The sequence below is a fragment of the Pseudomonas sp. 2FE genome, assembly GCF_005503735.1.
GTDB lineage: Bacteria > Pseudomonadota > Gammaproteobacteria > Pseudomonadales > Pseudomonadaceae > Aquipseudomonas.
Genome location: NZ_SCMO01000001.1, coordinates 49604 through 76249 on the forward strand (window position 1 = coordinate 49604; position 26646 = coordinate 76249).

Here is a 26646-nt window from a genome sequence, read left to right on the forward strand (position 1 = left end):
CTCGCACCAGCCGTATGTCCTTCGAGTTGTTGGCCACTGATGGCAAGGCCCGTCGTGGCCGCCTGAGCTTTCCGCGGGGCGTTGTCGAGACTCCGGCCTTTATGCCGGTCGGTACTTACGGCACCGTCAAAGGCATGCTGCCGCGCGATATCGAAGCGATCGGAGCGCAGATCATTCTGGGCAATACCTTCCACCTTTGGTTGCGGCCTGGTACCGAGGTGATCAAGCGCCATGGCGATCTGCATGACTTCATGCAGTGGCAGGGGCCGATCCTCACCGACTCCGGTGGTTTTCAGGTGTTCAGCCTGGGGGCCATGCGCAAGATCAAGGAGGAGGGCGTGACCTTTGCCTCGCCGGTGAATGGCAGCAAGGTGTTCATGGGGCCGGAGGAGTCGATGCAAGTGCAGCGCGAGCTGGGCTCGGACATCGTGATGATTTTCGATGAGTGCACCCCGTACCCCGCCGATGTGGAGGTCGCGCGAGTCTCCATGGAGCTGTCGCTGCGCTGGGCCAAACGCTCGAAAATAGCCCATGGCGACAACACGGCTGCTCTGTTCGGGATCGTTCAAGGGGGCATGCATCAGGATCTGCGCATGCGTTCGCTCGACGGGCTCAATGAGATCGGCTTTGACGGTCTGGCGATCGGCGGCCTGTCGGTGGGGGAGCCGAAGGAGGAGATGATTCGCGTGCTGGACTATCTACCAGGACAGATGCCGGCCGATAAGCCGCGCTACCTGATGGGGGTCGGCAAGCCGGAGGATCTGGTCGAGGGCGTGCGTCGTGGGGTCGACATGTTCGACTGCGTGATGCCGACCCGGAATGCCCGTAACGGTCACCTGTTCGTCGATACCGGGGTGTTGAAGATTCGTAATTCGGCGCATAAGCACGACGACTCGACGCTCGATCCGACCTGTGATTGCTACACCTGTAAACACTTCTCCCGCGCCTATCTGCATCATCTGGATAAATGCGATGAAATGCTCGGTAGCATGTTGAATACCATCCACAATTTGCGCCATTACCAGCGCCTGATGGCTGGTTTGCGTGAGGCTATTCAACAGGGTACATTGGCCGCCTTCGTCGATTCCTTCTATGCCCGACGCGGCCTTAGCACACCGCCGCTGGACTGATAAATCAACCTTTCCAAGACCTTTTAACAGGAGTGTTACATGAGCTTTCTGATTCCCGCCGCTTATGCGGATGTTGCTGCGCCGGTTGCCGCTGCCGCCGCTCCCGATTACATGTCGTTTGTTTTCCTGGCTGGCTTCCTGGTGATCTTCTATCTGATGATCTGGCGCCCGCAGGCTAAGCGCGCCAAAGAGCACAAGAGCCTGATGGGCAACCTGCAAAAGGGCGACGAAGTGGTCACCTCCGGTGGCATCGCGGGCAAGATCAACAAGGTTACCGATGACTTTGTGGTGATTGAGGTGTCCGACACCGTCGAGCTGAAGATTCAGAAAGCGGCGATTGCCGCAACGCTGCCCAAAGGCACGCTGAAAGCCATCTAACTTCACATTTTTACCATTCGACGGGGCGCTAAAGGCGCCCCGCGTCATAAGCGGGCGGCGTCATGCTGAACAAATACCCTCTGTGGAAATACCTGCTGATCCTGGCAGTGCTGGCGATCGGCTTTATTTATTCTGCGCCCAACCTGTACCCGGACGATCCGGCCATTCAGATCACAGGGGCGAGCACGGCGTTGCAGGTCGAGCAGGCTGACTTGGACCGCGTGGGCAAGGCGCTGAATGACGCCGGCATCGCGGTCAAGGTCGCGACCCTGGCCAAAGAAGGTAAGGGCGGGCTGGTGCGGCTGCTCAAGAAAGAAGATCAGCTGCCGGCCAAGGATGTCGTGCGTAAGGCTTTGGGCGACGACTATGTGGTGGCCCTGAACCTGGCGCAAACCACGCCGAACTGGCTGCGTAGTCTGGGTGCGAGCCCGATGAAGCTGGGCTTGGACTTGTCCGGTGGTGTGCATTTCCTCTTGGAAGTGGACATGGACAAGGCGCTCGATGCGCGCCGTAAGGTTTACGAGGGTGATGTAAAGAGCTTGCTGCGTAAGGAGCGTCTGCGTTATCGCAGCCTGCCGGAGCAGGGCGGTGCGATTCAGTTGGGCTTTACCGATGAGGCGACGCTGGAAAAGGCGCAGAGCTTGATCCGTAAGGACTTCACCGACTTTCAGCTGACGTCGAGCGAGCGTAACGGCCTGCAGGTGCTGCGCCTGGAGATGACTCCGGCCAAGCTGGCGGAGATTCGTGAGTACTCGATCAAGCAAAACCTGACCACCGTACGCAATCGCGTCAACGAACTGGGCGTCGCCGAGCCCCTGGTGCAGCGCCAAGGCGCCAATCGCATCGTGGTCGAGCTGCCGGGCGTGCAGGATACGGCCGAGGCCAAGCGGATTCTCGGTAAGACCGCCAACCTGGAGTTCCGTCTGGCGGCTGGCCAGGATGCGACCAAGGCGACCACCGAGTCCTTCGAATTTCGTGAGCCTGGCCGGCCGGCCGTGCCGCTGGAGCGTGGTCTGATCATCACCGGGGATCAGGTCACCGATGCCCAGGCGAGCTTCGATGAGAATGGTCGTCCGCAAGTGAACATCCGTCTGGATGGTCATGGTGGCGAGCTGATGAACCGCGCGACCCGCAATAACGTCGGGCGCAGCATGGCGGTGATCTTTATCGAGCAGAAACCGCTGACCCGTTACGTTAAGCAGGTGGTCGACGGCGTCGAGAAGGAGGTTGCGGTACAGACCTTCAAGGAAGAGAAGAAGATCATCAGCCTGGCCACTATTCAGTCGCCATTGGGCAGCCAATTCCGCATCACTGGCCTAGAGGGAAAGGGTGAGTCCTCTGAGCTGGCTCTGCTGCTGCGTGCCGGCGGTCTAGCGGCGCCGATGTACTTCGCCGAAGAGCGCACCATTGGCCCGAGCCTGGGTGCGGACAACATCACCAAGGGGATCGATGCGTCGCTTTGGGGCATGCTGTTGGTTTCCCTGTTCATCATCGCCATTTACCGGTTCTTCGGTGTGCTGGCGACCCTGGCGCTGGCCTTCAACATGGTCCTGCTGCTGGCGCTGATGTCGGCGCTGAACGCCACCCTGACCCTGCCGGGGATCGCCGGTATAGTGCTGACCATGGGCATGGCGGTGGACGCCAACGTGCTGATCTTCTCGCGGATCCGCGAGGAGATCGCCAACGGCATGTCGGTGCAGCGCGCTATCCATGAGGGTTTCGATCGAGCCTACTCGGCGATTCTCGACTCCAACCTGACCACCCTGCTGGTCGGCGGCATCCTCTTCGCCATGGGCACCGGCCCGGTGAAAGGCTTCGCGGTGACCATGTCGCTCGGCATCCTCACCTCGATGTTCACCGCCATCATGGTGACCCGCGGCATGATCAACCTGATTTTCGGTGGTCGTGACTTCAAGAAGCTGTGGATTTAAGGGGCCAACATGAAACGTACGATTAACTTTATGGGCGTGCGCAATCTTGCGTTCGCCGTGACCCTGTTCCTGACCCTGCTGGCGCTGTTCAGCTGGTTCACCAAGGGGCTGAACTACGGCCTGGATTTCACCGGCGGCACGCTGATCGAGCTGACCTATGAGCGGCCGGCGGACCTCGGCCAGGTGCGTGAGCAGCTGGTCGCGGCCGGTTTCGAGGAGGCCGTGGTGCAGAGCTTCGGCGCCACTACCGACGTGCTGGTGCGGATGCCGGGCGACGACCCGCAGCTGGGTAGTCAGGTGGCCGAGGCGTTGCAGCGGGTGGATGGCGACAACCCGGCGCAGGTCAAGCGCGCCGAGTTCGTCGGCCCGCAGGTGGGCGAGGAGCTGCGCGATCAGGGTGGTCTGGGCATGCTGCTGGCCCTGGGCGGCGTCATGCTCTACCTGGCGTTCCGCTTCCAGTGGAAGTTCGCCGTCGGCGCCATCGTCTCGCTGGTACACGACGTGGTGATCACTCTCGGTATCCTCTCATTCTTCCAGATCACCTTCGACCTGACGGTGCTGGCGGCGGTGCTGGCGATCATCGGTTACTCGCTGAACGACACCATCGTGGTATTCGATCGGGTGCGCGAGAACTTCCGCGTGCTGCGCAAGGCCAACCTGATCGAGAACATCAATATCTCGACCACCCAGACGTTGTTGCGGACCATGGCGACCTCGATCTCCACCCTGCTGGCGATCGCGGCTTTGTTGGTGTGGGGTGGCGATAACTTGTTCGGCTTCTCCATCGCGCTGTTCGTGGGGGTGATGGCGGGTACCTACTCGTCGATCTATATCGCCAACGTGGTGCTGATCTGGCTGAGTCTGGGTGTTGAGGATCTGATTCCGCCGGTTGCCGCCGAGGAAGTCGATGAGCGCCCCTAGGATTGTGATCTTTAACTCGCTGGTGGCGTAGCGGCGGGCAGGGGTAGGGAACTTGGTGAGTGTTATTGCGCTCAAACCCTGGGACTAAGGTGTGTAAATACCTGTTTGAGTGCAGTCAGGAGGTTCAAGTGAACAAGTCGATGCTCGTTGGTGCGGTGCTGGGTGCGGTAGGAGTTACCGCCGGTGGTGCTGTAGCTACTTACAGTTTGGTTAGTGGCGGCCCCGAGTATGCAGAGGTGCTTGCTGTAGAGCCGATCAAGGAAACCATCAAGACTCCGCGTCAGGTCTGCAAAGATGTCACCGTGACTCGGCAAAAACCGGTCAAGGACCAGCATCAGGTCGTTGGTAGCGTGCTGGGTGCCGTAGCTGGTGGTTTGCTCGGGAATCAAGTGGGTGGTGGCAGTGGCAAGAAGATTGCCACCGTTGCTGGTGCTGTGGGCGGCGGCTATGCCGGCAACAAAGTCCAGGAAAACATGCAGGCCAACGACACTTACACCACCACCGAAACGCGCTGCAATACGGTGACCGATACCAGTGACAAGCTGGTTGGTTACAACGTTAAATATGAGTTGGACGGTAAGGTCGGGCAGGTCCGTATGGATCACGACCCGGGCGCCCAGATTCCGGTCACCAAAGAAGGTCAGCTGGTGCTGGGGCAGGTTGCTCAGTAGGTGGCTTGGATCCAAATAGAAAAGCGCCCTGCGGGGCGCTTTTTTGTGGGCAGCAAAAACCCGGCGTCAGGCCGGGTTTCTTGTAAGTTGCCGGATCTAGCGTTTCAGCGAGGGTGACAGGTGCGGTTGGATGGCTGTCAGCACGGCCTTGAAGCACTTGGTGTTGCCTGCAACGATATGACCTTTCTCAAGGAATTCGTGGCCGCCGCTGAAGTCGCTGACCAGGCCGCCGGCTTCCTGGATCAGCAGTGCGCCGGCAGCCATATCCCACTCGGACAGGCCGAACTCCCAGAAGGCGTCGAAACGTCCTGCAGCGACGTAGGCCAGATCCAGGCTGGCGGCGCCCGCGCGGCGGATGCCGGCGGTCTGGCCGACCAGGCTACGGAACATGTTCAGGTAATTGTCCAGGTTGTCGATCTGGCTGTCGCGGAACGGGAAGCCGGTGCCGATCAGGGCGCCTTCCAGGCTTTTGCGTGGGCTGACGCGCAGGCGGCGACCGTTAAGGGCGGCGCCACGGCCGCGGCTGGCGGTGAATTCTTCCTGGCGAACCGGGTCGAGCACTACGGCGTGTTCCAGGCGGCCGCGGTATTTGCAGGCGATGCTGACGGCAAAGTGCGGCACGCCGCGCACGAAGTTGGTGGTGCCGTCGAGTGGGTCGATGATCCATAGGTAGTCGGCGCCATCGCCGCTGCCTTCGATCAGGCCGCCTTCTTCGCCGAGGAAGCCATGGGTGGGGTAGGCTTTGCGCAGGGCGGCGATGATACTTTGTTCGGCGGCGCGATCGACCTCGGTCACATAGTCCTTGGCATCTTTCTCGTCGACCGAGATGACGTCCAGGCGCTCGATGGAGCGGAAAATCAGTTCTGCGGCGCTGCGGGCTGCGCGCAGCGCGATATTCAGCATGGGCTGCATGGAGGTTTCACCTGGGTCGTTAAAGAAAGCCGAACATTCTAGCAGAAAACCCCCAAGTAAGAAGGCCTGCCTGTACCTTGCATGGCGTTTGCTGGGGGGGTTCTGTAAGATTTGCTCCCCTTTGCCGTCTGTGTGAGCGCCTGCGTTGCTGCAAAATATTCGCGTGATCTTGGTCAATACCAGCCATCCCGGCAATATCGGCGGGGCTGCGCGCGCCATGAAGAACATGGGTTTGTCGCGTTTGGTGCTGGTGGATCCGGAAGATTTTCCCAGCGCCGAGGCTGTCTCCCGGGCTTCCGGTGCCAACGATATTCTGGATGGCGCCCAGGTGGTCGCCACGCTGGAAGAGGCTTTGGTCGGCTGTAGTTTGGTGTTGGGTACCAGTGCGCGGGACCGGCGTATTCCCTGGCCGCTACTGGATCCGCGTGAGTGCGGGGCGGCTGCCTGTGAGCATGCTGGGCAGGGCGCCGAGGTGGCGCTGGTGTTCGGCCGTGAGTATGCCGGGTTGACCAATGACGAGCTGCAGCGCTGTCATTTCCATGTGCACATTCCTTCTGACCCTGAGTTCAGCTCGCTCAATCTTGCTGCTGCGGTGCAGGTGTTGGGCTATGAGGTGCGCATGGCCTGGTTGGCTGCGCAGGGGCGGCCGACGAAGGTGGAGAAGTTCGAGGTGACCTCGGTGCGCAGTGGGCAGTTGGCTACCATGGATGAGATGGAGCTGTTCTACGGGCACCTCGAGAGTACCCTGGTGGATATTGGCTTTCTGGATCCGGAGAAGCCGCGGCATTTGATGTCTCGCCTGCGTCGCTTGTTTGGTCGCAGTGCGGTTAATAAGTCGGAAATGAACATCCTGCGCGGCATTTTGACTGAAACCCAGAAGACTGCCCGCGGTGAGCCCCATAAGCGGAGAGATGATGATGTTTGAGCGCGTGCGAGAAGATATTCAGAGCGTATTCCATCGCGATCCAGCTGCGCGTAATGCTTTCGAGGTGCTGACTTGCTATCCCGGTTTGCATGCGATCTGGTTTCATCGCCTGTCCGGCTGGCTTTGGCTGGCGGGTTGGAAATGGCTGGCGCGACTGGTCTCTAACTTTGCGCGTTGGCTGACCGGGATTGAGATTCATCCGGGGGCGAAGATCGGCCGGCGGTTTTTCATCGATCACGGTATGGGCATTGTGATTGGCGAGACTGCGGAAATCGGTGATGACGTCACGCTCTATCAGGGCGTGACGCTTGGCGGTACCAGCTGGAATAAAGGCAAGCGCCACCCCACGCTGGAGGACGGCGTAGTGGTGGGGGCGGGAGCCAAGGTGCTGGGGCCGTTCACTGTCGGTGCGGGGGCTAAGGTTGGCTCCAATGCGGTGGTGACCAAGGCGGTGCCGGCCGGCGCGACCGTGGTCGGGATTCCGGGGCGGATCATTGCTAAGGTCGATGATGAGCTGGAGGCTAAGCGCCAGGCTATCGCCGAAAAGCTAGGTTTCGATGCCTATGGCGTCAGTCAGGACATGCCGGATCCTATAGCTAAGGCCATTGGTCAGTTGCTCGATCATCTGCAAGCCGTAGATGGCCGTCTGGAGGGAATGTGCGCGGCCCTCAAAGCGTTGGGCAGTGACTACTGTGCAAAAGAGTTGCCGGCCTTGCGTGACGAGGATTTCGCGGACGTTAAGGAGTCGGGCGACAAGCCGGCGGCTTAATGCGGCGCTATGCCCGTTTTGCTATGCTGCGCGACCCCGTTGTGGCTAATCCCGAGTGTCTTGATGGGTCTTATAGTTGACCTAAATACTCGGAAATAGCATACTCGCGCCCAACCAGTGACCTCGCGGTACAAGCCATGCGACTGACTACCAAAGGCCGTTACGCCGTTACCGCCATGCTCGATTTGGCGCTGCACGCGCAGCATGGACCGGTGTCCTTGGCTGATATTTCCGAACGCCAAGGCATTTCCCTGTCCTATCTGGAGCAGTTGTTCGCCAAGCTGCGCCGCGGCAATTTGGTCTCTAGCGTGCGCGGGCCTGGTGGCGGTTATCAGCTGTCGCGAGGCATGCAGAGTATCCAGGTTGCGCAGGTCATTGATGCTGTCAATGAGTCGGTCGATGCCACGCGTTGCCAGGGGTTGGGCGATTGCCATGCCGGTGACACCTGCTTGACTCACCACCTGTGGTTCGACCTCAGCCAGCAGATTCATGAGTTTCTGAGTGGCATTAGCTTGGCTGACCTTGTTACCCGTCATGAGGTGCAAGAAGTCGCCCAGCGCCAGGATCAGCGGCACTGCCATGGCAGGGCGCCGCGCCTAGATAAGATTGAAGCGTCCGCCGTTGACTGAGTAGGGCGCCTGGCTGATAGGCCTATACCTGATAGGAGAGCATCAATGAAATTGCCGATTTATCTCGATTATTCCGCGACGACACCGGTCGATCCGCGTGTTGCGCAGAAGATGAGCGAGTGCCTGTTAGTCGATGGCAACTTCGGTAATCCCGCGTCGCGCTCCCACGTGTTTGGCTGGAAGGCTGAAGAGTCGGTGGAGAATGCGCGTCGTCAGGTGGCTGAGTTGGTCAACGCCGATCCGCGCGAGATCGTCTGGACCTCCGGTGCTACCGAGTCCGACAACCTGGCGATCAAGGGGGTTGCGCACTTCTACTCGACTAAGGGCAAGCACCTGGTCACCTCGAAGATCGAGCACAAGGCCGTGTTGGACACTACCCGGCAGCTCGAGCGCGAAGGTTTCGAGGTTACCTACCTCGAGCCGGGCGAAGATGGTTTGATCACGCCGGCGATGGTCGGGGCGGCCCTGCGGGAAGACACCATTCTGGTGTCGGTTATGCACGTCAACAACGAAATCGGCACCATCAACGACATCGCGGCCATTGGTGAGCTGACGCGCTCCCGTGGCGTGCTGTTCCATGTCGATGCGGCTCAATCCACTGGCAAAGTGGAGATCGACCTGGCAAAGCTCAAGGTCGATCTGATGTCCTTCTCCGCCCATAAAACCTACGGCCCGAAAGGCATTGGCGCACTTTATGTGAGTCGCAAGCCGCGTGTGCGCCTGGAAGCCCAGACTCACGGTGGTGGTCATGAGCGTGGTATGCGCTCCGGCACCCTGGCGACTCACCAGATTGTCGGCATGGGTGAAGCTTTCCGGATTGCCAAGGAAGACATGGTGCAGGAAAACCAGCGGATTCGTGCTCTGAGTGATCGTTTCTTCAAGCAGGTTGATGGCCTTGAAGAGTTGTATGTGAACGGCAGTACCACTGCCCGTGTGCCGCACAACCTCAACCTGAGCTTCAACTACGTCGAAGGCGAGTCGCTGATCATGGCGCTCAAGGATCTGGCGGTATCGTCCGGTTCGGCCTGCACCTCGGCCTCGCTGGAGCCGTCTTACGTGCTGCGCGCCTTGGGCCGCAACGATGAGCTGGCGCACAGCTCGATCCGTTTCTCTTTCGGCCGCTTCACCACTGAGGAAGAGGTCGATTACGCCGCGCAGAAGGTTCGCGAGGCGGTTACCAAGTTGCGCGAATTGTCGCCGTTGTGGGACATGTTCAAAGAGGGTGTCGATCTGTCCAAGGTCGAATGGGCGGCACACTAACGCTGCCGATGAGCGGCACCTGATGAGAGAGGAATAGCACCATGGCATACAGTGAAAAGGTCATTGACCACTACGAAAACCCGCGCAACGTCGGCAAGATGGATGCGGAAGACCCCAATGTCGGCACCGGCATGGTCGGTGCGCCGGCCTGCGGCGACGTGATGCGTCTGCAGATCAAGGTCAACGAGCACGGCGTGATCGAAGATGCCAAGTTCAAGACCTACGGCTGCGGTTCGGCGATCGCTTCCAGCTCCCTCGCCACCGAGTGGATGAAGGGTAAGACGCTGGATGAGGCTGAGACCATCAAAAACACCCAGCTGGCCGAAGAACTGGCGCTGCCGCCGGTGAAGATCCACTGCTCTGTACTCGCCGAGGACGCCATCAAGGCGGCCGTGCATGACTACAAGCAGAAGAAAGGTTTGCTCTAAGTAAAGGGTTCTATGCATAACCGCTCTACGAATAAGGAGTTCCGATGGCTATCAGCATGACCGAAGCAGCTGCTCAGCACGTGCGTCGTTCCCTTGACGGGCGGGGCAAGGGCGAGGGCATTCGTTTGGGTGTTCGTACCACGGGCTGCTCTGGCCTGGCCTACGTGCTGGAGTTCGTTGATGAGGCTCAGAGTGAAGATCAGGTGTTCGAGAGTCACGGTGTCAAGGTGATCATCGACCCGAAAAGCCTGGTCTACCTCGACGGTACTGAGCTCGACTTCGTCAAGGAAGGTTTGAACGAAGGCTTCAAGTTCAATAACCCCAACGTGCGCGGCGAATGTGGCTGCGGCGAGAGCTTCAATATCTGAGGCTGCTGTGGGTACCCCTTGTCATTTCGCCTTATTTGATTTGCAGCCGAGCTTCCGTTTGAATCTTGAGCAGCTGGCCGCGCGTTATCGCGAGCTGGCGCGCAGTGTTCATCCGGATCGCTTTGCGGATGCTTCCGAGCGCGAGCAACGGCTTGCGCTGGAGCACTCCGCCAGCCTCAATGAAGCCTATCAAACGCTGAAAAATGCTCCGCAGCGCGCGCGCTATTTATTGGCTTTGCGCGGTCGTGAGCTGCCGCTAGAAGTGACGGTGCAAGACCCTGAGTTTCTCTTGCAGCAGATGCACTGGCGTGAAGAGTTGGAAGACCTGCAGGACAGCGCGGATCTGACTGGCGTGGCGACCTTCAAGCGCCGCCTGAAGATTGCTCAGGATGAGCTCAACGAAAGCTTTGCAGCCTGTTGGGATGACGCTGCGCGCCGTGAAGAGGCCGAACGCCTGATGCGACGCATGCAGTTCCTCGACAAGCTCGGCTACGAAGTGCGCCAGTTGGAAGAGCGCCTCGACGATTAACCTCCGCGCTGCTTCGGCGGCGCGCCTGATACGCAGACAAGCATGGCCCTACTGCAGATCGCTGAACCCGGACAGAGCCCGCAGCCGCACCAGCGTCGTTTGGCGGTGGGGATTGACCTGGGGACTACCAATTCGCTGGTCGCTGCATTGCGCAGCGGCTTGTCCGAGCCTTTGCCTGACGCCGAGGGTCGGGTCATCATGCCGTCCGCGGTGCGCTACCACGCGGATCGCGTGGAGGTGGGGCAGGCCGCCAAGGCGGCAGCTGCCAGTGACCCATTCAACACCGTGTTGTCGGTCAAGCGCCTGATGGGGCGTGGCCTGGCTGACGTCAAGCAACTGGGCGAGCAATTGCCTTACCGCTTCGTCGGTGGTGAGTCGCATATGCCGTTTATCGACACCGTGCAGGGGCCGAAAAGCCCGGTAGAGGTGTCGGCCGATATTTTGAAGGTGTTGCGTCAGCGCGCCGAAGTCACGCTGGGTGGCGAGTTGGTCGGTGCGGTGATCACGGTTCCCGCCTATTTCGACGATGCCCAGCGCCAGGCCACCAAAGATGCGGCGAAGCTGGCCGGGCTCAACGTGCTGCGCCTGCTCAATGAGCCGACGGCGGCGGCGGTGGCTTATGGTCTCGATCAGCAGGCCGAAGGCGTCGTGGCGATTTATGACCTGGGCGGCGGCACCTTCGATATTTCGATTTTGCGTCTGACGGGCGGGGTCTTCGAGGTGTTGGCGACTGGCGGCGATAGTGCGCTGGGTGGCGATGACTTCGATCTCGCGATCGCCGGCTGGATAGTGCAGGAGGCCGGGCTCTCCGCGGATATCGAGCCGGCTGCCCAGCGCAGCTTGTTGCACAGTGCGTGTGCCGCCAAAGAGGCGTTGACCACCGCGGCGTCGGTTGAGGTGGCGCATGGTGCATGGCGCGGCGTGCTCACGCGTGAGCATTTCGAAGCCTTGCTCGAGCCGATGCTGCTACGCAGCCTCAAGGCTTGCCGCAGAGCGGTGCGCGATGCTGGGATCGAGCTTGAAGAGGTCGAGGCGGTGGTGATGGTCGGTGGCTCCACCCGCGTGCCGCGTGTGCGTTCGGCGGTGGCTGAGCTATTTGCGCGCGAGCCGTTGACCGATATCGACCCGGATCAAGTGGTGGCCATTGGGGCTGCGATCCAGGCGGATACCCTGGCAGGCAATAAGCGTGGTGAGGGCGAAGAGCTGTTGCTGCTCGATGTGATTCCGCTGTCGCTCGGCCTGGAGACCATGGGCGGGCTGATGGAGAAGGTCATTCCGCGCAACACCACTATCCCGGTGGCGCGGGCGCAAGACTTCACCACCTATAAAGACGGCCAGACGGCCATGAAGATCCATGTGCTGCAGGGCGAGCGCGAGCTGATCAGTGATTGTCGCTCCCTGGCGCATTTTGAATTGCGCGGAATCCCGCCAATGGTGGCGGGCGCGGCGAAGATTCGCGTGACCTTCCAGGTGGATGCCGACGGACTGCTGAGTGTCGCTGCGCGCGAGCTCGGTTCGGGTGTGGAGGCGAGCATTCAGGTGAAGCCGTCCTATGGCCTGACCGATGGCGAAATCGCTCGCATGCTGCAGGACTCTTTCCGTAACGCGAGTGATGACAAGCTTGCGCGCGCTCTGCGTGAGCAGCAGGTGGATGCCGAGCGTCTGCTCGAAGCCGTGCAGGCGGCGTTGGAAGTCGATGGTCAGCGTCTGCTGAGTGAGGAAGAGCGCGTTGTGATCGACCTGCACATGCAGCAGTTGCGCGAGTTGATGGTGGGGGCCGATGGTCCGGCTATCGAGCAGCAAACCAAGCGCCTATCCCAGGTTACCGATGCTTTTGCCGCGCGCCGTATGGATGCCACGGTGAAGGCTGCGCTGGCTGGACGCCGTCTGAATGAAATTGAGGAATAATTGATGCCGCAGATCGTTTTTCTGCCCAATGCCGATCATTGCCCTGAAGGGGCGGTGATTGACGCGCAACCAGGCGAGACCATCCTCGATGCCGCGCTGCGCAACGGTATTGATATTGTGCATGCCTGTGAGAAGTCTTGTGCCTGTACTACCTGTCATGTCGTGGTGCGTGAGGGTTTCCGCTCGCTGGCCGAAGGCGATGAGCTTGAAGAAGACATGCTGGATAAGGCTTGGGGGTTGGAGCCTGAGTCGCGTCTCTCCTGTCAGGCTGTAGTGGCGGAAGACGATCTGGTGGTCGAGATTCCCAAGTACAACATCAACCAGGTTTCGGAAAGGCACTGAGGGTTCCGGTATGACATTGAAATGGATTGATGTGCTGGAAATCGCTATCCAGCTGGCGGAAAGCAAGCCGGAGGTCGATCCGCGTTACGTCAATTTTGTCGATCTGCACAGTTGGGTGCTGGCACTGCCAGAATTCAATGATGACCCGCAGCACGGCGGCGAGAAGGTGCTCGAGGCGATTCAGGCGGCCTGGATCGAAGAGGCCGACTGAGCCCGTTCAACCCTCGGGCGTCAGCCCTACGCATTTAACCTGAACCCGCGTATAATTCGCGGGTTTAATTTTTGGCTTTAATCCTTGTTTCTGGAGTTTCACATGGCTGTTCAACGCACTTTCTCCATCATCAAGCCTGATGCCGTTGCTAAAAACGTCATTGGCGAAATCACTACCCGTTTCGAAAAAGCCGGCCTGCGCGTCGTCGCTTCGAAGATGAAGCAGCTGTCCAAGGCTGAAGCTGAAGGTTTCTACGCTGAGCACAGCGCCCGTGGCTTCTTCGGCGATCTGGTTGCTTTCATGATTTCCGGCCCGGTTGTCGTCCAGGTACTGGAAGGCGAAGACGCAATCGCTAAGAACCGTGAACTGATGGGCGCTACCAACCCTAAAGAAGCTGCTGCCGGCACCATTCGTGCCGACTTCGCCGAATCCATTGACGCCAACGCTGTCCACGGTTCGGATTCCGAAGCTGCTGCTGCTCGTGAAATCGCTTACTTCTTCTCCGCTACCGAAGTGTGCGCGCGCATTCGCTAAGGCGAACGTGCGAGGGTGAGGCCATGACTGAAGCTACCGGCAAAATCAATCTACTGGGTCTGACCCAGCCTGAAATGGAACAGTTCTTCGACTCTATCGGGGAGAAGCGTTTCCGTGCCGGTCAAGTAATGAAGTGGATTCACCATTTTGGCGTCGATGATTTCGACGCCATGAGCAATGTCGGCAAGGCCTTGCGCGAGAAGCTCAAGGCCTGTGCCGAGATTCGCGGTCCCGAGGTGGTCAGCGAAGACATTTCCACCGACGGTACCCGCAAGTGGGTGGTCCGCGTGGCGTCTGGCAGCTGTGTCGAGACCGTGTATATTCCGCAAGGCAATCGCGGCACCCTCTGCGTCTCCTCGCAGGCCGGTTGCGCGCTGGATTGCAGTTTCTGCTCCACCGGTAAACAAGGTTTCAATAGCGATCTCACTGCCGCCGAGGTGATCGGTCAGGTGTGGATTGCCAACAAATCGTTCGGCAGTGTGCCGGCGAAGATCGATCGCGCCATCACCAACGTGGTGATGATGGGCATGGGCGAACCGCTGCTGAACTTCGATAACGTGGTCGCCGCCATGCACCTGATGATGGACGACCTCGGTTATGGCATCTCCAAACGCAAGGTGACCCTGTCCACCTCGGGCGTGGTGCCGATGATCGACAAGCTGGGCGAAGTCATTGACGTATCTCTGGCGCTGTCTTTGCACGCGCCTAACGATGAGCTGCGCAATAAGCTGGTGCCAATCAACAAGAAGTACCCGTTGGCGATCTTGCTGGCGGCCTGCAAGCGTTACGTCGCGCGGCTTGGCGAGAAGCGTGTGCTGACGATCGAATACACCTTGCTTAAGGATGTGAACGATAAGCCCGAGCATGCCGAGGAGATGATCGCACTGCTCAAGGATGTGCCTTGCAAGATCAATCTAATCCCGTTCAATCCCTTCCCCTTCTCAGGTTATGAGCGGCCGAGCAACAATGCCATTCGCCGCTTCCAAGACCTGCTGTATAAAGCCGGGCACAATGTCACAGTCCGCACTACGCGCGGCGAAGATATTGACGCTGCTTGCGGGCAGTTGGTCGGTCAGGTCATGGACCGTACCCGGCGTAGCGAGCGCTACATTGCCGTGCGCGAGCTGAGCAACGAGGCTGACGCGCCCCGTACCGCTGTAAACCGAACCTGAAGGTAGTATCTCTATGACCTTGCGCGCCGCGCTGCTTCTGTTTTTCGCCAGCTTACTGGTAGCTTGCGTGTCCACGGGCAACGTCGATCCGATGAAAACCGATAAAGGCCGCGACGAAGCGCGTGATGCCTATATCCAGCTTGGGATTGGCTACCTGCAGCAAGGTTCTACCGAGCAGGCAAAGGTTCCCCTGAAGAAAGCCCTGGAGCTTGATCCTTCAAATGCCGATGCGCACGCGGCACTCGCGCTGCTGTTCCAGATCGAGATGGAGCCTGAGCTCGCTGACGAGCATTTCCGCAAAGCGCTTTCGCAGCGCAGCAACGACCCGCGGTTTCTGAATAATTACGGTAGCTTCCTGTTTGAGCAGGGGCGCTACCAAGAGGCTTTTGAGCGTTACCAGCAAGCGGCCCAAGATAACCTCTACCCCGAGCGTTCGCGGGTGTTTGAAAATCTGGGTATGACGGCGCTCAAGCTGAATAAGCGCGCTGATGCGAAGAAATACTTTGAGCGCTCTCTGCGGCTGAACAAGCGCCAGCCACGAGCCTTGCTAGAGATGGCCGAGTTGTTCTTTGCGAACAAAGAGTATGTGCCCGCGCGTGATTATTATGAGAATTTCAGTGCGTTGAGCGAGCAGAATGCGCGCAGCTTGCTGCTCGGCTCGCGCCTCGCCAACATCTTCGAAGATCGGGATAAAGCCGCCAGCCTAGGCCTGCAACTCAAGCGCCTTTATCCCGGTACGCCGGAATATCAGCAATACCTGTCGGAGCAATGATGAAAGCGGTGCATCCCGAAGCTCTAACTGTGACTCGCAGCAATCCAGGCGAGACTCTGCGTAAGGCCCGCGAAAATAGGGACTGGTCGTTAGCCGAAGTGGCCGCGCAGCTCAATTTGACTACTCAGCGTCTGAGCCAACTCGAGACGGGTGCGTTCGATCAGTTGCCGGGGCATACCTTTGCCCGTGGTTATGTGCGCGCTTATGCCAAGCTGCTCGGGATGGATCAGAGCCTGGCGGTGCAGGAGTTCGACCACTACACCGGGACCGATGCCACTGGCAGTAGCGTGCATGGTCTGGGGCGCATCGAAGAGCCTGTGCGTTTGTCGCAGAGCGTGTTGCGTTTGGTCAGCTTTGTCTTACTGCTAGCGCTGGCCGGTGTCGGTTTTCTCTGGTGGCAGGGTCAGTCGGCAGGCCGCGTAGGCGAGCCGACCGGGGTCAGCCTGGAGCACGTTGAAGTAGAGAGCGCCGACGGCACTACGCAGATTCACCCGCTGGACGAGCCGGAAGATCAGGCCGTAGCCGATGCTCAGAGCGCGGGCGAACCTGGCCTGGCTGAGGTGTCTCCCGAGTTGGCTGCGCAGCCCGAGGCGGAACTACCGGGCACGGCAGCTACACCTCCGGCCGCTAGCAGCCCTTTGCTTGTGCCTAATGCGCCGGTCGCCGTCGTCGCCGCAACTCCAGCGCCTGTGACTCCTGTCGCCCCTCCAGCGCTTGTTGCCGCTACTCCTGCCTCAATTCCAGCGCCAGCGGCGGTGGGTCAAGGCATGGTGGGTCTTGAGTTCAGCGCCGACTGCTGGATCCAACTGACGGATGCCAGTGGCAAAGTGCTGGTCAGCGGCCTGAAGCGCAGGGGCGAGAAGCTGGCGTTGAGCGGTAAAGCGCCTCTGGAGTTGCGTCTGGGTTATGCGCGCGGCGCACAAGTTCGTTACAACGGTCAGGTGGTGGATGTCGCGCTCTTTACCAGTGGCGAAACTGCGCGCTTGAAGTTGGGGCAATAAACTATGCACGGCGAATCTCCAATCATCCGTCGCCAATCGCGCAAGATTTGGGTCGGCTCTGTTCCGGTGGGCGGCGATGCGCCTATCGCTGTGCAGAGCATGACCAACACCGACACCTGCGATGTCGCCGCCACTGTGGCGCAGATCCGTCGCTTGGAAGAAGCCGGCGCCGATATCGTGCGGGTGTCTGTGCCGGATATGGATGCTGCCGAAGCCTTTGGCAAGATCAAGCAGTTGGTGCAGGTGCCGCTGGTGGCCGACATCCACTTCGACTACAAGATTGCGTTGCGCGTCGCCGAGCTGGGGGTCGATTGCTTGCGGATCAACCCCGGCAATATTGGCCGCGAAGACCGCGTCAGAGCGGTCGTCGATGCGGCGCGTGACCGGGGCATTTCCATCCGCATCGGCGTTAACGCCGGCTCCCTGGAAAAAGACCTGCAGAAGAAATACGGCGAGCCGACCCCGGAAGCCTTGGTCGAGTCGGCACTACGCCACGTTGAGCATCTGGATCGCCTGAATTTTCCGGACTTCAAGGTCAGCGTCAAAGCCTCCGATGTATTTATGGCGGTTGCGGCTTATCGGCTGCTGGCCAAGCAGATCGAGCAGCCGTTGCACCTGGGTATCACCGAAGCGGGTGGCCTGCGTTCGGGTACCGTGAAGTCGGCTGTTGGTTTGGGCATGCTGCTCGCCGATGGGATTGGCGATACCATCCGCATCTCCCTGGCCGCCGATCCGGTCGAAGAGGTCAAGGTCGGTTACGACATCCTCAAGTCGCTGCGCTTGCGTTCCCGGGGCATCAACTTCATCGCCTGCCCGAGTTGCTCGCGGCAGAACTTCGATGTGGTCAAGACCATGAACGAGCTCGAGGGGCGTCTGGAAGATCTCCTGGTACCGCTCGATGTGGCCGTGATCGGCTGTATCGTCAACGGCCCCGGGGAAGCCAAGGAGGCGCATATCGGCCTCACCGGTGGTACCCCGAATAACCTGATCTATATCGACGGCAAGCCGGCGCAGAAATTGACCAATGACAATCTGGTGGACCAGTTGGAAAAACTGATTCGCCAGAAGGCGGCCGAAAAGGTCGAGGCCGACGCGGCGCTGATCGCCCGTGGCTGATAGCGAATTTTTTAAGGATTCAGTGTGAGCAAGTCTCTACAAGCCATTCGTGGCATGAACGACATCCTGCCCGAGCAGACGCCGCTCTGGCGCTACTTCGAAGGTGCTGTGGCAAACCTGCTGGATGGCTACGGCTACCGGCAGATCCGCATGCCGATCGTCGAGGTCACCGAGCTGTTCAAGCGCTCTATCGGCGAAGTCACGGATATCGTCGAGAAGGAGATGTACACCTTCGCCGACCGTAATGGCGACTCCTTGACCCTGCGCCCGGAAGGCACTGCCAGTTGCGTTCGCGCGGTACTGGAACACGGTATTGCCGGCGGCGGCCAGGTGCAGAAACTCTGGTACATCGGCCCGATGTTCCGCTATGAGCGGCCGCAGAAAGGTCGTTATCGCCAGTTTCACCAAATCGGCGTGGAGGTATTCAACCTCGACGGTCCGGACATCGATGCCGAGCTGATCCTGCTGACCTGGCGCCTCTGGGGCCTGCTGGGCATTCGCGATGCGGTGAAGCTGGAGTTGAACAGCCTCGGCAGCAGCGCTGCACGGGCGAATTACCGTGAAGCCCTGGTGCAGTATTTGTCGGCCCGTCTCGAGCTGCTGGATGAAGACAGCAAGCGGCGTCTCGTCAGCAACCCGCTGCGGATCCTCGACAGCAAGGTGCCGGAGACCCAGGCCCTGTTGGCCGATGCGCCGAAGATGGCGGACTATCTCGACGAAGAGTCGCGGAGCCACTTCGACGGCCTCAAGGCGCGTCTGGATGCCGCCGGCATTCCCTATGTGCTCAATCCCAAGTTGGTGCGCGGCCTCGATTACTACAGCAAGACCGTGTTCGAATGGGTCACCGATCAGCTCGGCGCCCAGGGCACGGTGTGCGCCGGTGGTCGTTACGATGGCCTGGTCGAGCAGATGGGCGGTAAGCCGTCCGCCGGTGTTGGTTTCGCCATGGGTATCGAGCGGCTGATCTTGCTGCTGGAAACCCTGGGGCAGGTACCCGCCGAAATTTCCCGCCAGGTCGATCTGTACCTCTGTGCCTTCGGTGAGCCGGCCGAGTTGGCGGGGCTCGCGCTGGCCGAACGTTTGCGCGATCAGTTGCCGGGGCTGCGTTTACAGGTGAATGCCGGGGCTGGCAGCTTCAAGAGTCAGCTGAAAAAGGCCGATAAGAGCGCTGCATTGTTCGCCCTGGTACTGGGCGAGGACGAGCTGGCTCAGCAAGTGATAGGTTTCAAGCCCCTTCGTGGTCAGGGCGAACAACAAAATATTGCCTGGGATGCTCTGTCTGAGCATCTGGTAGCCTGCCTGAGACAGGTTTGAGCATTCAGCGAATAAGGAGTATTGGGGTGACGTCGCGTACTGAAGATGAAGAGCTGGCGCTGATCAAGGACTGGTGGGAGCGCAATGGCAAACCCCTGCTGACCGGGGGCGCCTTGGCGCTGGTGGTGGTCTTTGGCTGGCAGGCTTGGCAGAAGTACCAGAGCAACCAGGCTCAAGGTGCTTCGCTGGTCTACCAGCAACTGCTGGAAACCGCGTTTAACCCGAGTGGCCAGCCGGATGCGGGCCAAGTGGCTGAGCTGGCGAACAAACTGAAGAAAGACTTCGGCGGCACCCATTACGCCCAGTACGGCAGCCTGTTTGTCGCTAAAGTCGCGGTAGACACGGGCAAGCTGGACGATGCGGCGGCTGAGCTGCAAGCGGTTGTCGCCAAGCCGGCCGATGACACCCTGGGCGAGTTGGCTCGCCAACGCTTGGCCCGTGTGTTGGCCGCGCAAAACAAGGCCGAAGATGCGCTCAAGCTGCTGGAAGGCGAGGCGGATAAGGCCTTCCTGGCCAGTCGCGAAGAACTGAAAGGTGATCTGCTGGTCAAGCTGGGCCGTCGCGATGAGGCACATGCCGCCTACGAGAAGGCCAAGGAAGCGCTGTCGGACGAAGCTGCGGTGGGTGGTTTACAAATGAAGCTCGACGACCTGGCGAAAGGGGATGCGTGACGTGATGCGCTGGAAATATGCCGCACTGCTGGCCCTGGCCGTTCTGGCCGCGGGTTGCAGCAGCAATAGCAAGAAGGAACTGCCACCGGCCGAGCTGCCCGACTTCACCGAAGAAGTCGAGCTGAAAAAAGAGTGGAGCCGCTCGGTGGGCGACGGCCAGGGCGACTCCTTCAATATGCTGGTGCCCGCGGTGGATGGCGATCATATCTTCGCCTCCGACGTAAACGGCGAAGTGCTGGCACTCAACCGCTTCAGTGGCGACAAGCTCTGGGAGCAAGACCTCGAGTTGCCGGTCTCGGGTGCCGTGGGTGCCGGTTATGGCCTGGTCCTGCTGGGCACGTTGAAGGGCGAAGTAATTGCCCTGGATGCCGCCAACGGTGAGGAAAAGTGGCGCGCGCGGGTCACCAGTGAAGTGCTGGCGCCGCCGGCTACCAATGGTGACGTGGTTGTCGTGCAGACCCAGGATGACCGCTTGATCGCGTTGGATGCGGCCACCGGCAAGCAGCGCTGGATCTATGAAAATACCCCGGCCGTATTGACCCTGCGTGGCACCGGTGCGCCGATCGTTACCAGCCGCTTGGCGTTTGCCGGTCTGTCCAGCGGCAAGGTGATCGCACTGGATACTCAGCGTGGTCTGCCGGTGTGGGAGCAGCGTGTGGCTGTACCGCAAGGCCGTTCCGAGTTGGATCGCGTGGTCGATATCGACGGCGGTCTGGTGCTTGCCGACAATACGCTTTATGTCGTGAGTTATCAGGGCCGCGTTGCCGGGCTGGATCTGGAAAGCGGGCGCATTCTTTGGCAGCGCGAGGCCTCCAGTAACGTCGGTCTGGCCCAGGGTCTCGGCAACGTTTACGTGAGCCTGGCCAACGGTAGCATTGAAAGTGTCGACGAGCGCTCCGCCTCGGCGCTGTGGAGTAACGAAGCTCTGGCTCGTCGCCAGCTGTCGGCTCCGGAAGTGTTCTCCAGTTACGTAGCCTTCGGCGATTTTGAAGGTTATCTGCACCTGGTCAGCCAGGTGGATGGTCGTTTCGTTGGCCGCACACGTATCGACAGCGACGGGTTGCGTGCACGTCCGCTGGTAGTCGGTGATTGGCTGTATGCCTTCGGCAATAGCGGAGATCTGGTCGCACTGACCATCCGCTAGGCTGTGATCTAGTGTCCGGCCGCTGCCGTTTGACGGCAGCGGCCTTTGTGTTTTCTGAAATTGAGTGGAGGGGCCGTATGGTTCCCGTAATCGCCCTGGTGGGCCGCCCGAACGTCGGCAAGTCCACCCTGTTTAACCGCCTGACCAGGAGTCGCGACGCTATCGTCGGCGATCTGTCTGGTCTGACCCGTGATCGCCAGTACGGTGAGGCTAAGTGGCAAGGGCGAACCTACATCTTGATCGATACCGGCGGTATTTCCGGTGACGAAGACGGTATGGACTCGAAAATGGCCGAGCAGTCGCTGCTGGCCATCGAGGAGGCCGATGCCGTGCTGTTCCTGGTGGATGCCAAAGCCGGCATGTCGGCCGCCGACCAGATGATTGGCGAGCACTTGCGCAAGCGCAACAAGCGTTGCTTCCTGGTGGCGAACAAGGTCGACAGCATTGACCCGGACCTGGCTCGCGCCGAGTTCAGTCCGCTGGGCCTGGGCGATGCATTGCCGATCGCCGGCGCCCATGGCCGTGGGATCAGCCAGATGCTCGAAGCGGCCTTGTCCGAATTCCCCAAGGATGCGCTCGAGGATGAACCGCTCGAGGGCGAGGTGGTTGCCGAAGGCGAAGAAGCCAAGCGTATCCCCGGCCCGAGCGAGAAGGATGGCATCAAGATCGCCATCATCGGCCGGCCCAACGTCGGCAAGTCGACCCTGGTCAACCGTATGCTCGGTGAAGACCGGGTGATCGTCTATGACCAGCCCGGCACCACGCGCGACAGTATTTATATTCCCTTCGAGCGCAACGGCGAGAAGTACACGCTGATCGACACCGCCGGGGTGCGCAAGCGCGGCAAGATCTCGGAAGAGGTCGAGAAGTTCTCGGTGGTGAAAACCCTGCAGGCGATCAAAGATGCCAACGTGGTGATTTTCGTCATGGACGCCCGCGAAGGCGTGGTCGACCACGACCTCAACCTGCTGGGCTTCGCGCTGGAAACCGGCCGTGCGCTGGTCATCGCGTTGAACAAGTGGGACGGCATGGAGCCGGGCGAGCGCGACTATGTGAAGACCGAGCTGCAACGCCGGTTGTTCTTCGTCGACTTCGCCGACATTCACTTCATCTCCGCGCTGCACGGTACCGGTGTCGGCAATCTGTACCAGTCGGTGCAGGCGTCGTTCAAGTCGGCGATCACCCGTTGGCCGACCAGCCGCCTGACCCAGATCCTCGAGGATGCGGTCGGTGAGCACGCGCCGCCTATGGTTAACAACCGCCGGATCAAGCTGCGCTATGCCCACTTGGGCGGGGCCAACCCGCCGCTGATCGTGATCCACGGCAACCAGGTGGAGAAGGTGCCCAAGTCCTACGTCCGCTACCTGGAGAACACCTATCGGCGCGTATTGAAACTGGTCGGTACGCCGATTCGTATCGAGTTCAAGGGCGGTGAAAACCCGTACGAAGGCAACAAGAACACCCTGACCGATCGCCAGGTCAACAAGAAGCGCCGGTTGATGTCGCACCATAAAAAAGCCGACAAGAAGCGCAAAGACAAGCGCTGACAGTCGGTGGAGACCGCGAGCCGGGCTCGTGAGCAGTTGAACAGGGCGCCCCGGGCGCCCTTTTTCATGGGCGAACGATCCGCTATCCTGCCAGACCCGCGTCGTTGACTGGCGCGGTGTCCAAGCGCTGCGGTCGCGGGTCGAAGCGCTGCGGCGATGGGTTAAAAAGGAAGGCGCGATGATCATCAGCAAGTTACCAAATGTCGGCACCACCATCTTTACTCGCATGTCCCAGCTCGCCGCAGAAGTCGGCGCGCTGAATCTCTCTCAAGGCTTTCCCGATTTCGATGGCCCGCAGGCCCTGCGTGAGGCGGTCTGCCGGCATGTTGCGGCCGGCCATAATCAATACGCGCCAATGACCGGCCTGCCGGCGCTGCGCGAGCAAGTGGCGGCGAAGATTGCCCGCTGCTATGGCCGCAGCGTCAGCGCCGAGCATGAGGTCACCATCACGCCGGGAGCGACCCAGGCGATCTTCTGCGCCATCCAGGCGCTGATTCGGCCGGGCGATGAGGTGATCGTTTTCGACCCCAGCTACGACAGCTACGAGCCCGCGGTGGAGTTGGCGGGTGGGCGCTGCGTGCATGTGCCGCTGAGCCAGCCGGCGTTCGCGCTCGACTGGCAGCGCCTCAGCGATGCCTTGAGCCCGCGCACACGCCTGATCATTCTCAACAGTCCGCACAACCCCAGTGGGGTGCTGATCAGTCGGGCGGATCTGGATCGCCTGGCCGAGTTGATCCGTGGGCGCGATATCTACCTGCTCAGCGATGAGGTCTATGAGCATCTGGTGTTCGACGGTGCCCAGCACGACAGCGTGCTCAGCCATGAAGAGCTGTATCGGCGCGCCTTCGTGGTCAGCTCGTTTGGCAAGAGTTACCACGTCACGGGTTGGAAGACCGGTTACGTGGTGGCGCCGCCGGCCTTGAGTGCCGAGCTGCGCAAGGTCCATCAATACGTCAGCTTTTGTGGCGTGACCCCGCTGCAGTGGGCGCTGGCGGACTTTATGGCCGAGCACCCCGAGCATGTCAGCGAGTTGCCGGCGTTCTATCAGGCCAAGCGCGACCTGTTCTGCGACCTGTTGGCCGGCTCGAAGTTTCGCTTTACCCGGGCGGCGGGGACCTTCTTCCAGTTGGTCGACTATTCATTGATTCGTCCAGACTTGGATGACCTGGCGATGGCCGAGTGGCTGACCCGCGAACACGGGGTCGCGGCTATTCCGGTCTCGGTGTTCTATCAACAAGCGCCCAAGGATCTGCGCCTGGTGCGCTTCTGTTTTGCCAAGCGCGAAGAGACTCTGGGTCAGGCGGCAGAAAAACTATGCGCGATCTGAGTGCTTTGCCCGATCTGAAACTGGCGCTGATCCAGACCACGCTGGCCTGGCATGACCCGGCGGCGAACTTTGCGCATTTCGAGCGCTTGCTGGAGCAGGCGCGTGGCGCGGACCTGATCATCCTGCCGGAGATGTTCACCACCGGTTTCTCCATGGATTCGGCCACCCTGGCCGAGCCGGAAGAGGGCGCCGCCTACGCCTGGTTGCGTAAGCAGGCGCAGCGCTTGAACGCCGTGCTGACCGGCAGCGTGATCATCCGGGCGGCGGACGGCAGCCATCGCAACCGCCTGCTGTGGGCGCGACCGGATGGCGAGGTGCTGCACTACGACAAACGTCATCTGTTTCGCATGGCCGGCGAGCACAAGCATTACAGCCCGGGCGAACGGCAGGTGCAGTTGGAGCTGAAAGGCTGGCGGATTCGCCCGCTGATTTGCTACGACCTGCGCTTCCCGGTGTGGAGCCGTGATCCGCATGACACCGACTTGTTGCTCTACACCGCCAACTGGCCGGCCGCGCGCCGCCAGCATTGGAACCGGCTGTTGCCGGCGCGGGCGATCGAGAATCTCTGTTATGTGGCCGCGGTCAATCGGGTCGGCACCGACGGCAAGGGTTTCGCCTATAGCGGCGACAGCCAGGTGCTGGATTTCCAGGGCGAGACGCTGCTGGATGTGGCGCAGGGCGATGGGGTCTTTCAGGTCAACCTGTCGGCTGCCGAGCTGGCGGCTTACCGTCAGCGTTTCCCGGCCAATCTGGATGCCGATGGCTTCGATCTGAGGCCTTGACGCGCGCTATAAAGCAAAACGCCGGGCATTGCCCGGCGTTTTGCTTTATAGCGCTGTCAGCTTCAGGCGGCTTGCGCTTCGGCCTGGCTCAAGGCTCGGTTCAGTGCGCTGAACAGCGCGCGGAAGCTCGCGGTGGTGAGGTTCTCGTCGATACCGACGCCATGCAGGGCGCGGCCGCCGTTGACGCGCAGTTCGAGGTAGGCCGCGGCCTTGGCGTTGGTGCCGGCGCCGATGGCGTGCTCGGAGTAGTCCATGATCTCCACGCTAACCGGCAGGCCGGCCACCATGGCTTCCAGCGGGCCTTTGCCGATACCGCGCCAGTGCTGGGTTTCGCCATGGGCGCTGACTTCCAGATCCACCGCACTGGTGCCGTTCTCTTCCTGCAGGCGATGGCTCTTCAGCGCGTAAGGCGCCGTGGCTTGCAGGTATTCGCGGTCGAGCAGGTGGTAGATCTGCTGGGCGCTCATCTCCAGGCCCAGGCGATCGGTTTCCCGCTGCACCACCTGGCTGAACTCGATCTGCATGCGCCGCGGCAGGTTGATGCCGTATTCCTGCTCCAGCAGATAGGCGATGCCACCTTTGCCGGACTGGCTGTTGACGCGGATCACCGCCTCGTAGCTGCGGCCGATATCCGCCGGGTCGATCGGCAAGTAGGGCACTTCCCACACCGCATCGGCCTGCTGCTGGCTGAAGCCCTTGCGGATCGCATCCTGGTGCGAGCCGGAGAACGCGGTATGCACCAGGTCGCCCACATAGGGGTGGCGCGGGTGCACCGGAATCTGGTTGCACTCTTCGACCACCTTGCGCACGGCGTCGATGTCGGAGAAATCCAGTTGTGGATCGAGGCCCTGGGTGTACATGTTCAGCGCCACGGTGACCAGGTCGACGTTGCCGGTGCGTTCGCCGTTGCCGAACAGGCAGCCTTCCACGCGATCCGCACCGGCCATCAGCCCCAGCTCGGTGGCGGCCACACCGGTGCCACGGTCATTGTGGGTGTGCAGGCTGATCAGCACGCTGTCGCGGCGGCTGATGTTGCGGCCGAACCACTCGATCTGGTCGGCATAGATATTCGGCGTGGCGACTTCCACTGTGGCCGGCAGGTTGAGAATCACCTTGCGCTCAGGCGTCGGCTGCCAGACGTCGAGCACCGCGTTGCAGACTTCCACGGCGAACGGCAGCTCGGTGGCGCTGAAGGTTTCCGGTGAGTACTGGAAGGTCCACTGGGTTTCCGGCTGCTGTGCGGCCAGTTGGTTGAACAACTTGGCGGCGTTCACGGCGATGTCGATCACACCCTGCTTGTCTTGATTGAAGACGATCTTGCGGAAGGACGGCGAGGTGGCGTTGTACAGATGGACTATGGCCTTTTTCGCGCCGCGCAGGGACTCGAAGGTGCGCTGGATCAAGTCCTCGCGGGCCTGGGTGAGAACCTGGATGCTGGTGTCGTCCGGGATATGGCCGTCTTCGATCAGGCTGCGCACGAAGTCGAAATCGGTCTGCGACGCGGACGGGAAAGACGCTTCGATTTCCTTCACGCCGACTTTCACCAGGGTCTTCCAGAAGCGCAGTTTTTTCACCGCATCCATAGGTTCGATCAGCGACTGGTTGCCGTCGCGCAGGTCGGAGCTGCACCAGATCGGCACCGCGCTGATGGTCTTCGCCGGCCAGGTGCGGTCGGGCAAGTCGATGGCCGGGAAGGCGCGGTATTTCTTCGACGGGTCTTTGAGCATGCTCATGGGGCAATCCTTTTAGTCGTGGCCGGATAACGGCGGCCTGCCTATGCAACGAGAGAGGGGCGAGCCGTGCTGTTTAGCACTGCAGTCGCGGGCGCAGCAGAATGAGGCGGTGGGCTAGATTCATGCTGCCAACCCTAGCGATCTAGGTTAAAGCTGGCAAGCATTGCTGTAAAAATGGAATAAGTGTTCGTTTCTGTGAGTTTATTGAGATTTTATTCTGG

General features: G+C 60.5%; 28 protein-coding genes. 26 read left to right on the plus strand and 2 right to left on the minus strand.

Annotated elements, in window-relative coordinates; genetic code table 11:
- The first annotated feature begins 14 nt into the window (after window positions 1–14).
- From tgt to FFS12_RS00270, 5 genes are all read left to right on the plus strand, one after another.
- On the plus strand, window positions 15–1130 hold the full coding sequence (gene tgt, locus FFS12_RS00250; protein ID WP_171011812.1) for a tRNA guanosine(34) transglycosylase Tgt: 1116 nt from the start codon (window positions 15–17) through the stop codon (window positions 1128–1130).
- A gap of 39 nt (window positions 1131–1169) precedes the next feature.
- A complete protein-coding gene (yajC, locus tag FFS12_RS00255; protein ID WP_137885010.1) occupies window positions 1170–1508 on the plus strand; it encodes a preprotein translocase subunit YajC in 339 nt (112 codons plus the stop codon).
- A 62-nt stretch (window positions 1509–1570) separates the two neighbouring features.
- A complete protein-coding gene (gene secD / locus FFS12_RS00260; RefSeq protein ID WP_137885011.1) occupies window positions 1571–3439 on the plus strand; it encodes a protein translocase subunit SecD in 1869 nt (622 codons plus the stop codon).
- A 9-nt stretch (window positions 3440–3448) separates the two neighbouring features.
- Complete coding sequence (gene secF, locus FFS12_RS00265; protein ID WP_137885012.1) at window positions 3449–4360, plus strand: protein translocase subunit SecF; 912 nt, start codon at window positions 3449–3451, stop codon at window positions 4358–4360.
- 128 nt (window positions 4361–4488) lie between these two features.
- A complete protein-coding gene (locus FFS12_RS00270) occupies window positions 4489–5031 on the plus strand; it encodes a glycine zipper 2TM domain-containing protein (protein ID WP_137885013.1) in 543 nt (180 codons plus the stop codon).
- Window positions 5032–5127: 96 nt separating this feature from the next.
- Here FFS12_RS00270 and suhB read toward each other — a convergent pair whose 3' ends face one another.
- Window positions 5128–5943, minus strand: coding sequence for an inositol-phosphate phosphatase (gene suhB / locus FFS12_RS00275; RefSeq protein WP_137885014.1), 816 nt, complete (start codon window positions 5941–5943; stop codon window positions 5128–5130).
- 145 nt (window positions 5944–6088) lie between these two features.
- On the opposite strand from suhB, the gene trmJ reads away from it, so the two are divergent.
- The 21 genes from trmJ to FFS12_RS00380 all read left to right on the plus strand — a co-directional run bounded on the left by trmJ (window position 6089) and on the right by FFS12_RS00380 (window position 24692).
- Entirely contained in the window at window positions 6089–6868 is a 780-nt protein-coding gene (gene trmJ, locus FFS12_RS00280; protein ID WP_137885015.1) for a tRNA (cytosine(32)/uridine(32)-2'-O)-methyltransferase TrmJ, read from the plus strand.
- Window positions 6861–7637 carry a serine O-acetyltransferase gene (cysE, locus tag FFS12_RS00285; RefSeq protein WP_137885016.1) on the plus strand — a complete coding sequence of 259 codons (777 nt, stop codon included), beginning with the start codon at window positions 6861–6863 and terminating at the stop codon, window positions 7635–7637. Before trmJ ends, cysE begins: the two co-directional genes overlap by 8 nt.
- Window positions 7638–7774: 137 nt before the next feature.
- Window positions 7775–8266 (plus strand): Fe-S cluster assembly transcriptional regulator IscR, encoded by a 492-nt coding sequence (gene iscR / locus FFS12_RS00290; RefSeq protein ID WP_137819542.1) that lies wholly within the window; start codon window positions 7775–7777, stop codon window positions 8264–8266.
- Between the two features lie 45 nt (window positions 8267–8311).
- Window positions 8312–9526, plus strand: coding sequence for an IscS subfamily cysteine desulfurase (locus FFS12_RS00295; RefSeq protein ID WP_137885017.1), 1215 nt, complete (start codon window positions 8312–8314; stop codon window positions 9524–9526).
- 41 nt (window positions 9527–9567) lie between these two features.
- Window positions 9568–9954, plus strand: coding sequence for a Fe-S cluster assembly scaffold IscU (iscU, locus tag FFS12_RS00300; RefSeq protein WP_137819540.1), 387 nt, complete (start codon window positions 9568–9570; stop codon window positions 9952–9954).
- Between the two features lie 44 nt (window positions 9955–9998).
- Window positions 9999–10322 carry an iron-sulfur cluster assembly protein IscA gene (gene iscA / locus FFS12_RS00305; protein ID WP_119955965.1) on the plus strand — a complete coding sequence of 108 codons (324 nt, stop codon included), beginning with the start codon at window positions 9999–10001 and terminating at the stop codon, window positions 10320–10322.
- A gap of 7 nt (window positions 10323–10329) precedes the next feature.
- Complete coding sequence (hscB, locus tag FFS12_RS00310; RefSeq protein WP_137885018.1) at window positions 10330–10851, plus strand: co-chaperone HscB; 522 nt, start codon at window positions 10330–10332, stop codon at window positions 10849–10851.
- 42 nt (window positions 10852–10893) lie between these two features.
- Window positions 10894–12759 (plus strand): Fe-S protein assembly chaperone HscA, encoded by a 1866-nt coding sequence (gene hscA, locus FFS12_RS00315; RefSeq protein ID WP_137885019.1) that lies wholly within the window; start codon window positions 10894–10896, stop codon window positions 12757–12759.
- Between the two features lie 3 nt (window positions 12760–12762).
- Window positions 12763–13101 (plus strand): ISC system 2Fe-2S type ferredoxin, encoded by a 339-nt coding sequence (fdx, locus tag FFS12_RS00320; protein WP_137819537.1) that lies wholly within the window; start codon window positions 12763–12765, stop codon window positions 13099–13101.
- Between the two features lie 10 nt (window positions 13102–13111).
- Window positions 13112–13312: a Fe-S cluster assembly protein IscX gene (gene iscX, locus FFS12_RS00325; protein WP_137819536.1), complete on the plus strand. Its 201-nt coding sequence runs from the start codon at window positions 13112–13114 to the stop codon at window positions 13310–13312.
- A gap of 102 nt (window positions 13313–13414) precedes the next feature.
- A complete protein-coding gene (ndk, locus tag FFS12_RS00330; protein WP_137819535.1) occupies window positions 13415–13846 on the plus strand; it encodes a nucleoside-diphosphate kinase in 432 nt (143 codons plus the stop codon).
- Between the two features lie 23 nt (window positions 13847–13869).
- The gene (gene rlmN / locus FFS12_RS00335; RefSeq protein WP_137885020.1) at window positions 13870–15018 is read left to right on the plus strand and encodes a 23S rRNA (adenine(2503)-C(2))-methyltransferase RlmN; all 1149 of its coding nucleotides are present in this window, start codon (window positions 13870–13872) and stop codon (window positions 15016–15018) included.
- Window positions 15019–15031: 13 nt separating this feature from the next.
- Window positions 15032–15790, plus strand: a complete 759-nt coding sequence (gene pilW / locus FFS12_RS00340; RefSeq protein WP_137885021.1) for a type IV pilus biogenesis/stability protein PilW — start codon at window positions 15032–15034, stop codon at window positions 15788–15790.
- Window positions 15790–16791 (plus strand): RodZ family helix-turn-helix domain-containing protein, encoded by a 1002-nt coding sequence (locus FFS12_RS00345; protein WP_137885022.1) that lies wholly within the window; start codon window positions 15790–15792, stop codon window positions 16789–16791. Before pilW ends, FFS12_RS00345 begins: the two co-directional genes overlap by 1 nt.
- A 3-nt stretch (window positions 16792–16794) precedes the next feature.
- Window positions 16795–17907: a flavodoxin-dependent (E)-4-hydroxy-3-methylbut-2-enyl-diphosphate synthase gene (ispG, locus tag FFS12_RS00350; RefSeq protein WP_137885023.1), complete on the plus strand. Its 1113-nt coding sequence runs from the start codon at window positions 16795–16797 to the stop codon at window positions 17905–17907.
- Window positions 17908–17931: 24 nt separating this feature from the next.
- Window positions 17932–19221: a histidine--tRNA ligase gene (gene hisS, locus FFS12_RS00355; RefSeq protein ID WP_137885024.1), complete on the plus strand. Its 1290-nt coding sequence runs from the start codon at window positions 17932–17934 to the stop codon at window positions 19219–19221.
- A 26-nt stretch (window positions 19222–19247) separates the two neighbouring features.
- Window positions 19248–19892: a tetratricopeptide repeat protein gene (locus tag FFS12_RS00360; RefSeq protein ID WP_137885025.1), complete on the plus strand. Its 645-nt coding sequence runs from the start codon at window positions 19248–19250 to the stop codon at window positions 19890–19892.
- The gene (gene bamB / locus FFS12_RS00365) at window positions 19885–21036 is read left to right on the plus strand and encodes an outer membrane protein assembly factor BamB (RefSeq protein ID WP_137885026.1); all 1152 of its coding nucleotides are present in this window, start codon (window positions 19885–19887) and stop codon (window positions 21034–21036) included. The genes FFS12_RS00360 and bamB overlap by 8 nt, the downstream gene beginning before the upstream one ends.
- A 77-nt stretch (window positions 21037–21113) precedes the next feature.
- Window positions 21114–22583, plus strand: a complete 1470-nt coding sequence (gene der / locus FFS12_RS00370; protein ID WP_137819527.1) for a ribosome biogenesis GTPase Der — start codon at window positions 21114–21116, stop codon at window positions 22581–22583.
- Window positions 22584–22761: 178 nt separating this feature from the next.
- Window positions 22762–23910 carry a pyridoxal phosphate-dependent aminotransferase gene (locus FFS12_RS00375; protein WP_137885027.1) on the plus strand — a complete coding sequence of 383 codons (1149 nt, stop codon included), beginning with the start codon at window positions 22762–22764 and terminating at the stop codon, window positions 23908–23910.
- Window positions 23898–24692 (plus strand): amidohydrolase, encoded by a 795-nt coding sequence (locus FFS12_RS00380; RefSeq protein WP_137885028.1) that lies wholly within the window; start codon window positions 23898–23900, stop codon window positions 24690–24692. Before FFS12_RS00375 ends, FFS12_RS00380 begins: the two co-directional genes overlap by 13 nt.
- A 62-nt stretch (window positions 24693–24754) precedes the next feature.
- Here FFS12_RS00380 and leuA read toward each other — a convergent pair whose 3' ends face one another.
- Window positions 24755–26425: a 2-isopropylmalate synthase gene (gene leuA, locus FFS12_RS00385; protein WP_137885029.1), complete on the minus strand. Its 1671-nt coding sequence runs from the start codon at window positions 26423–26425 to the stop codon at window positions 24755–24757.
- Window positions 26426–26646 lie beyond the last annotated feature (221 nt).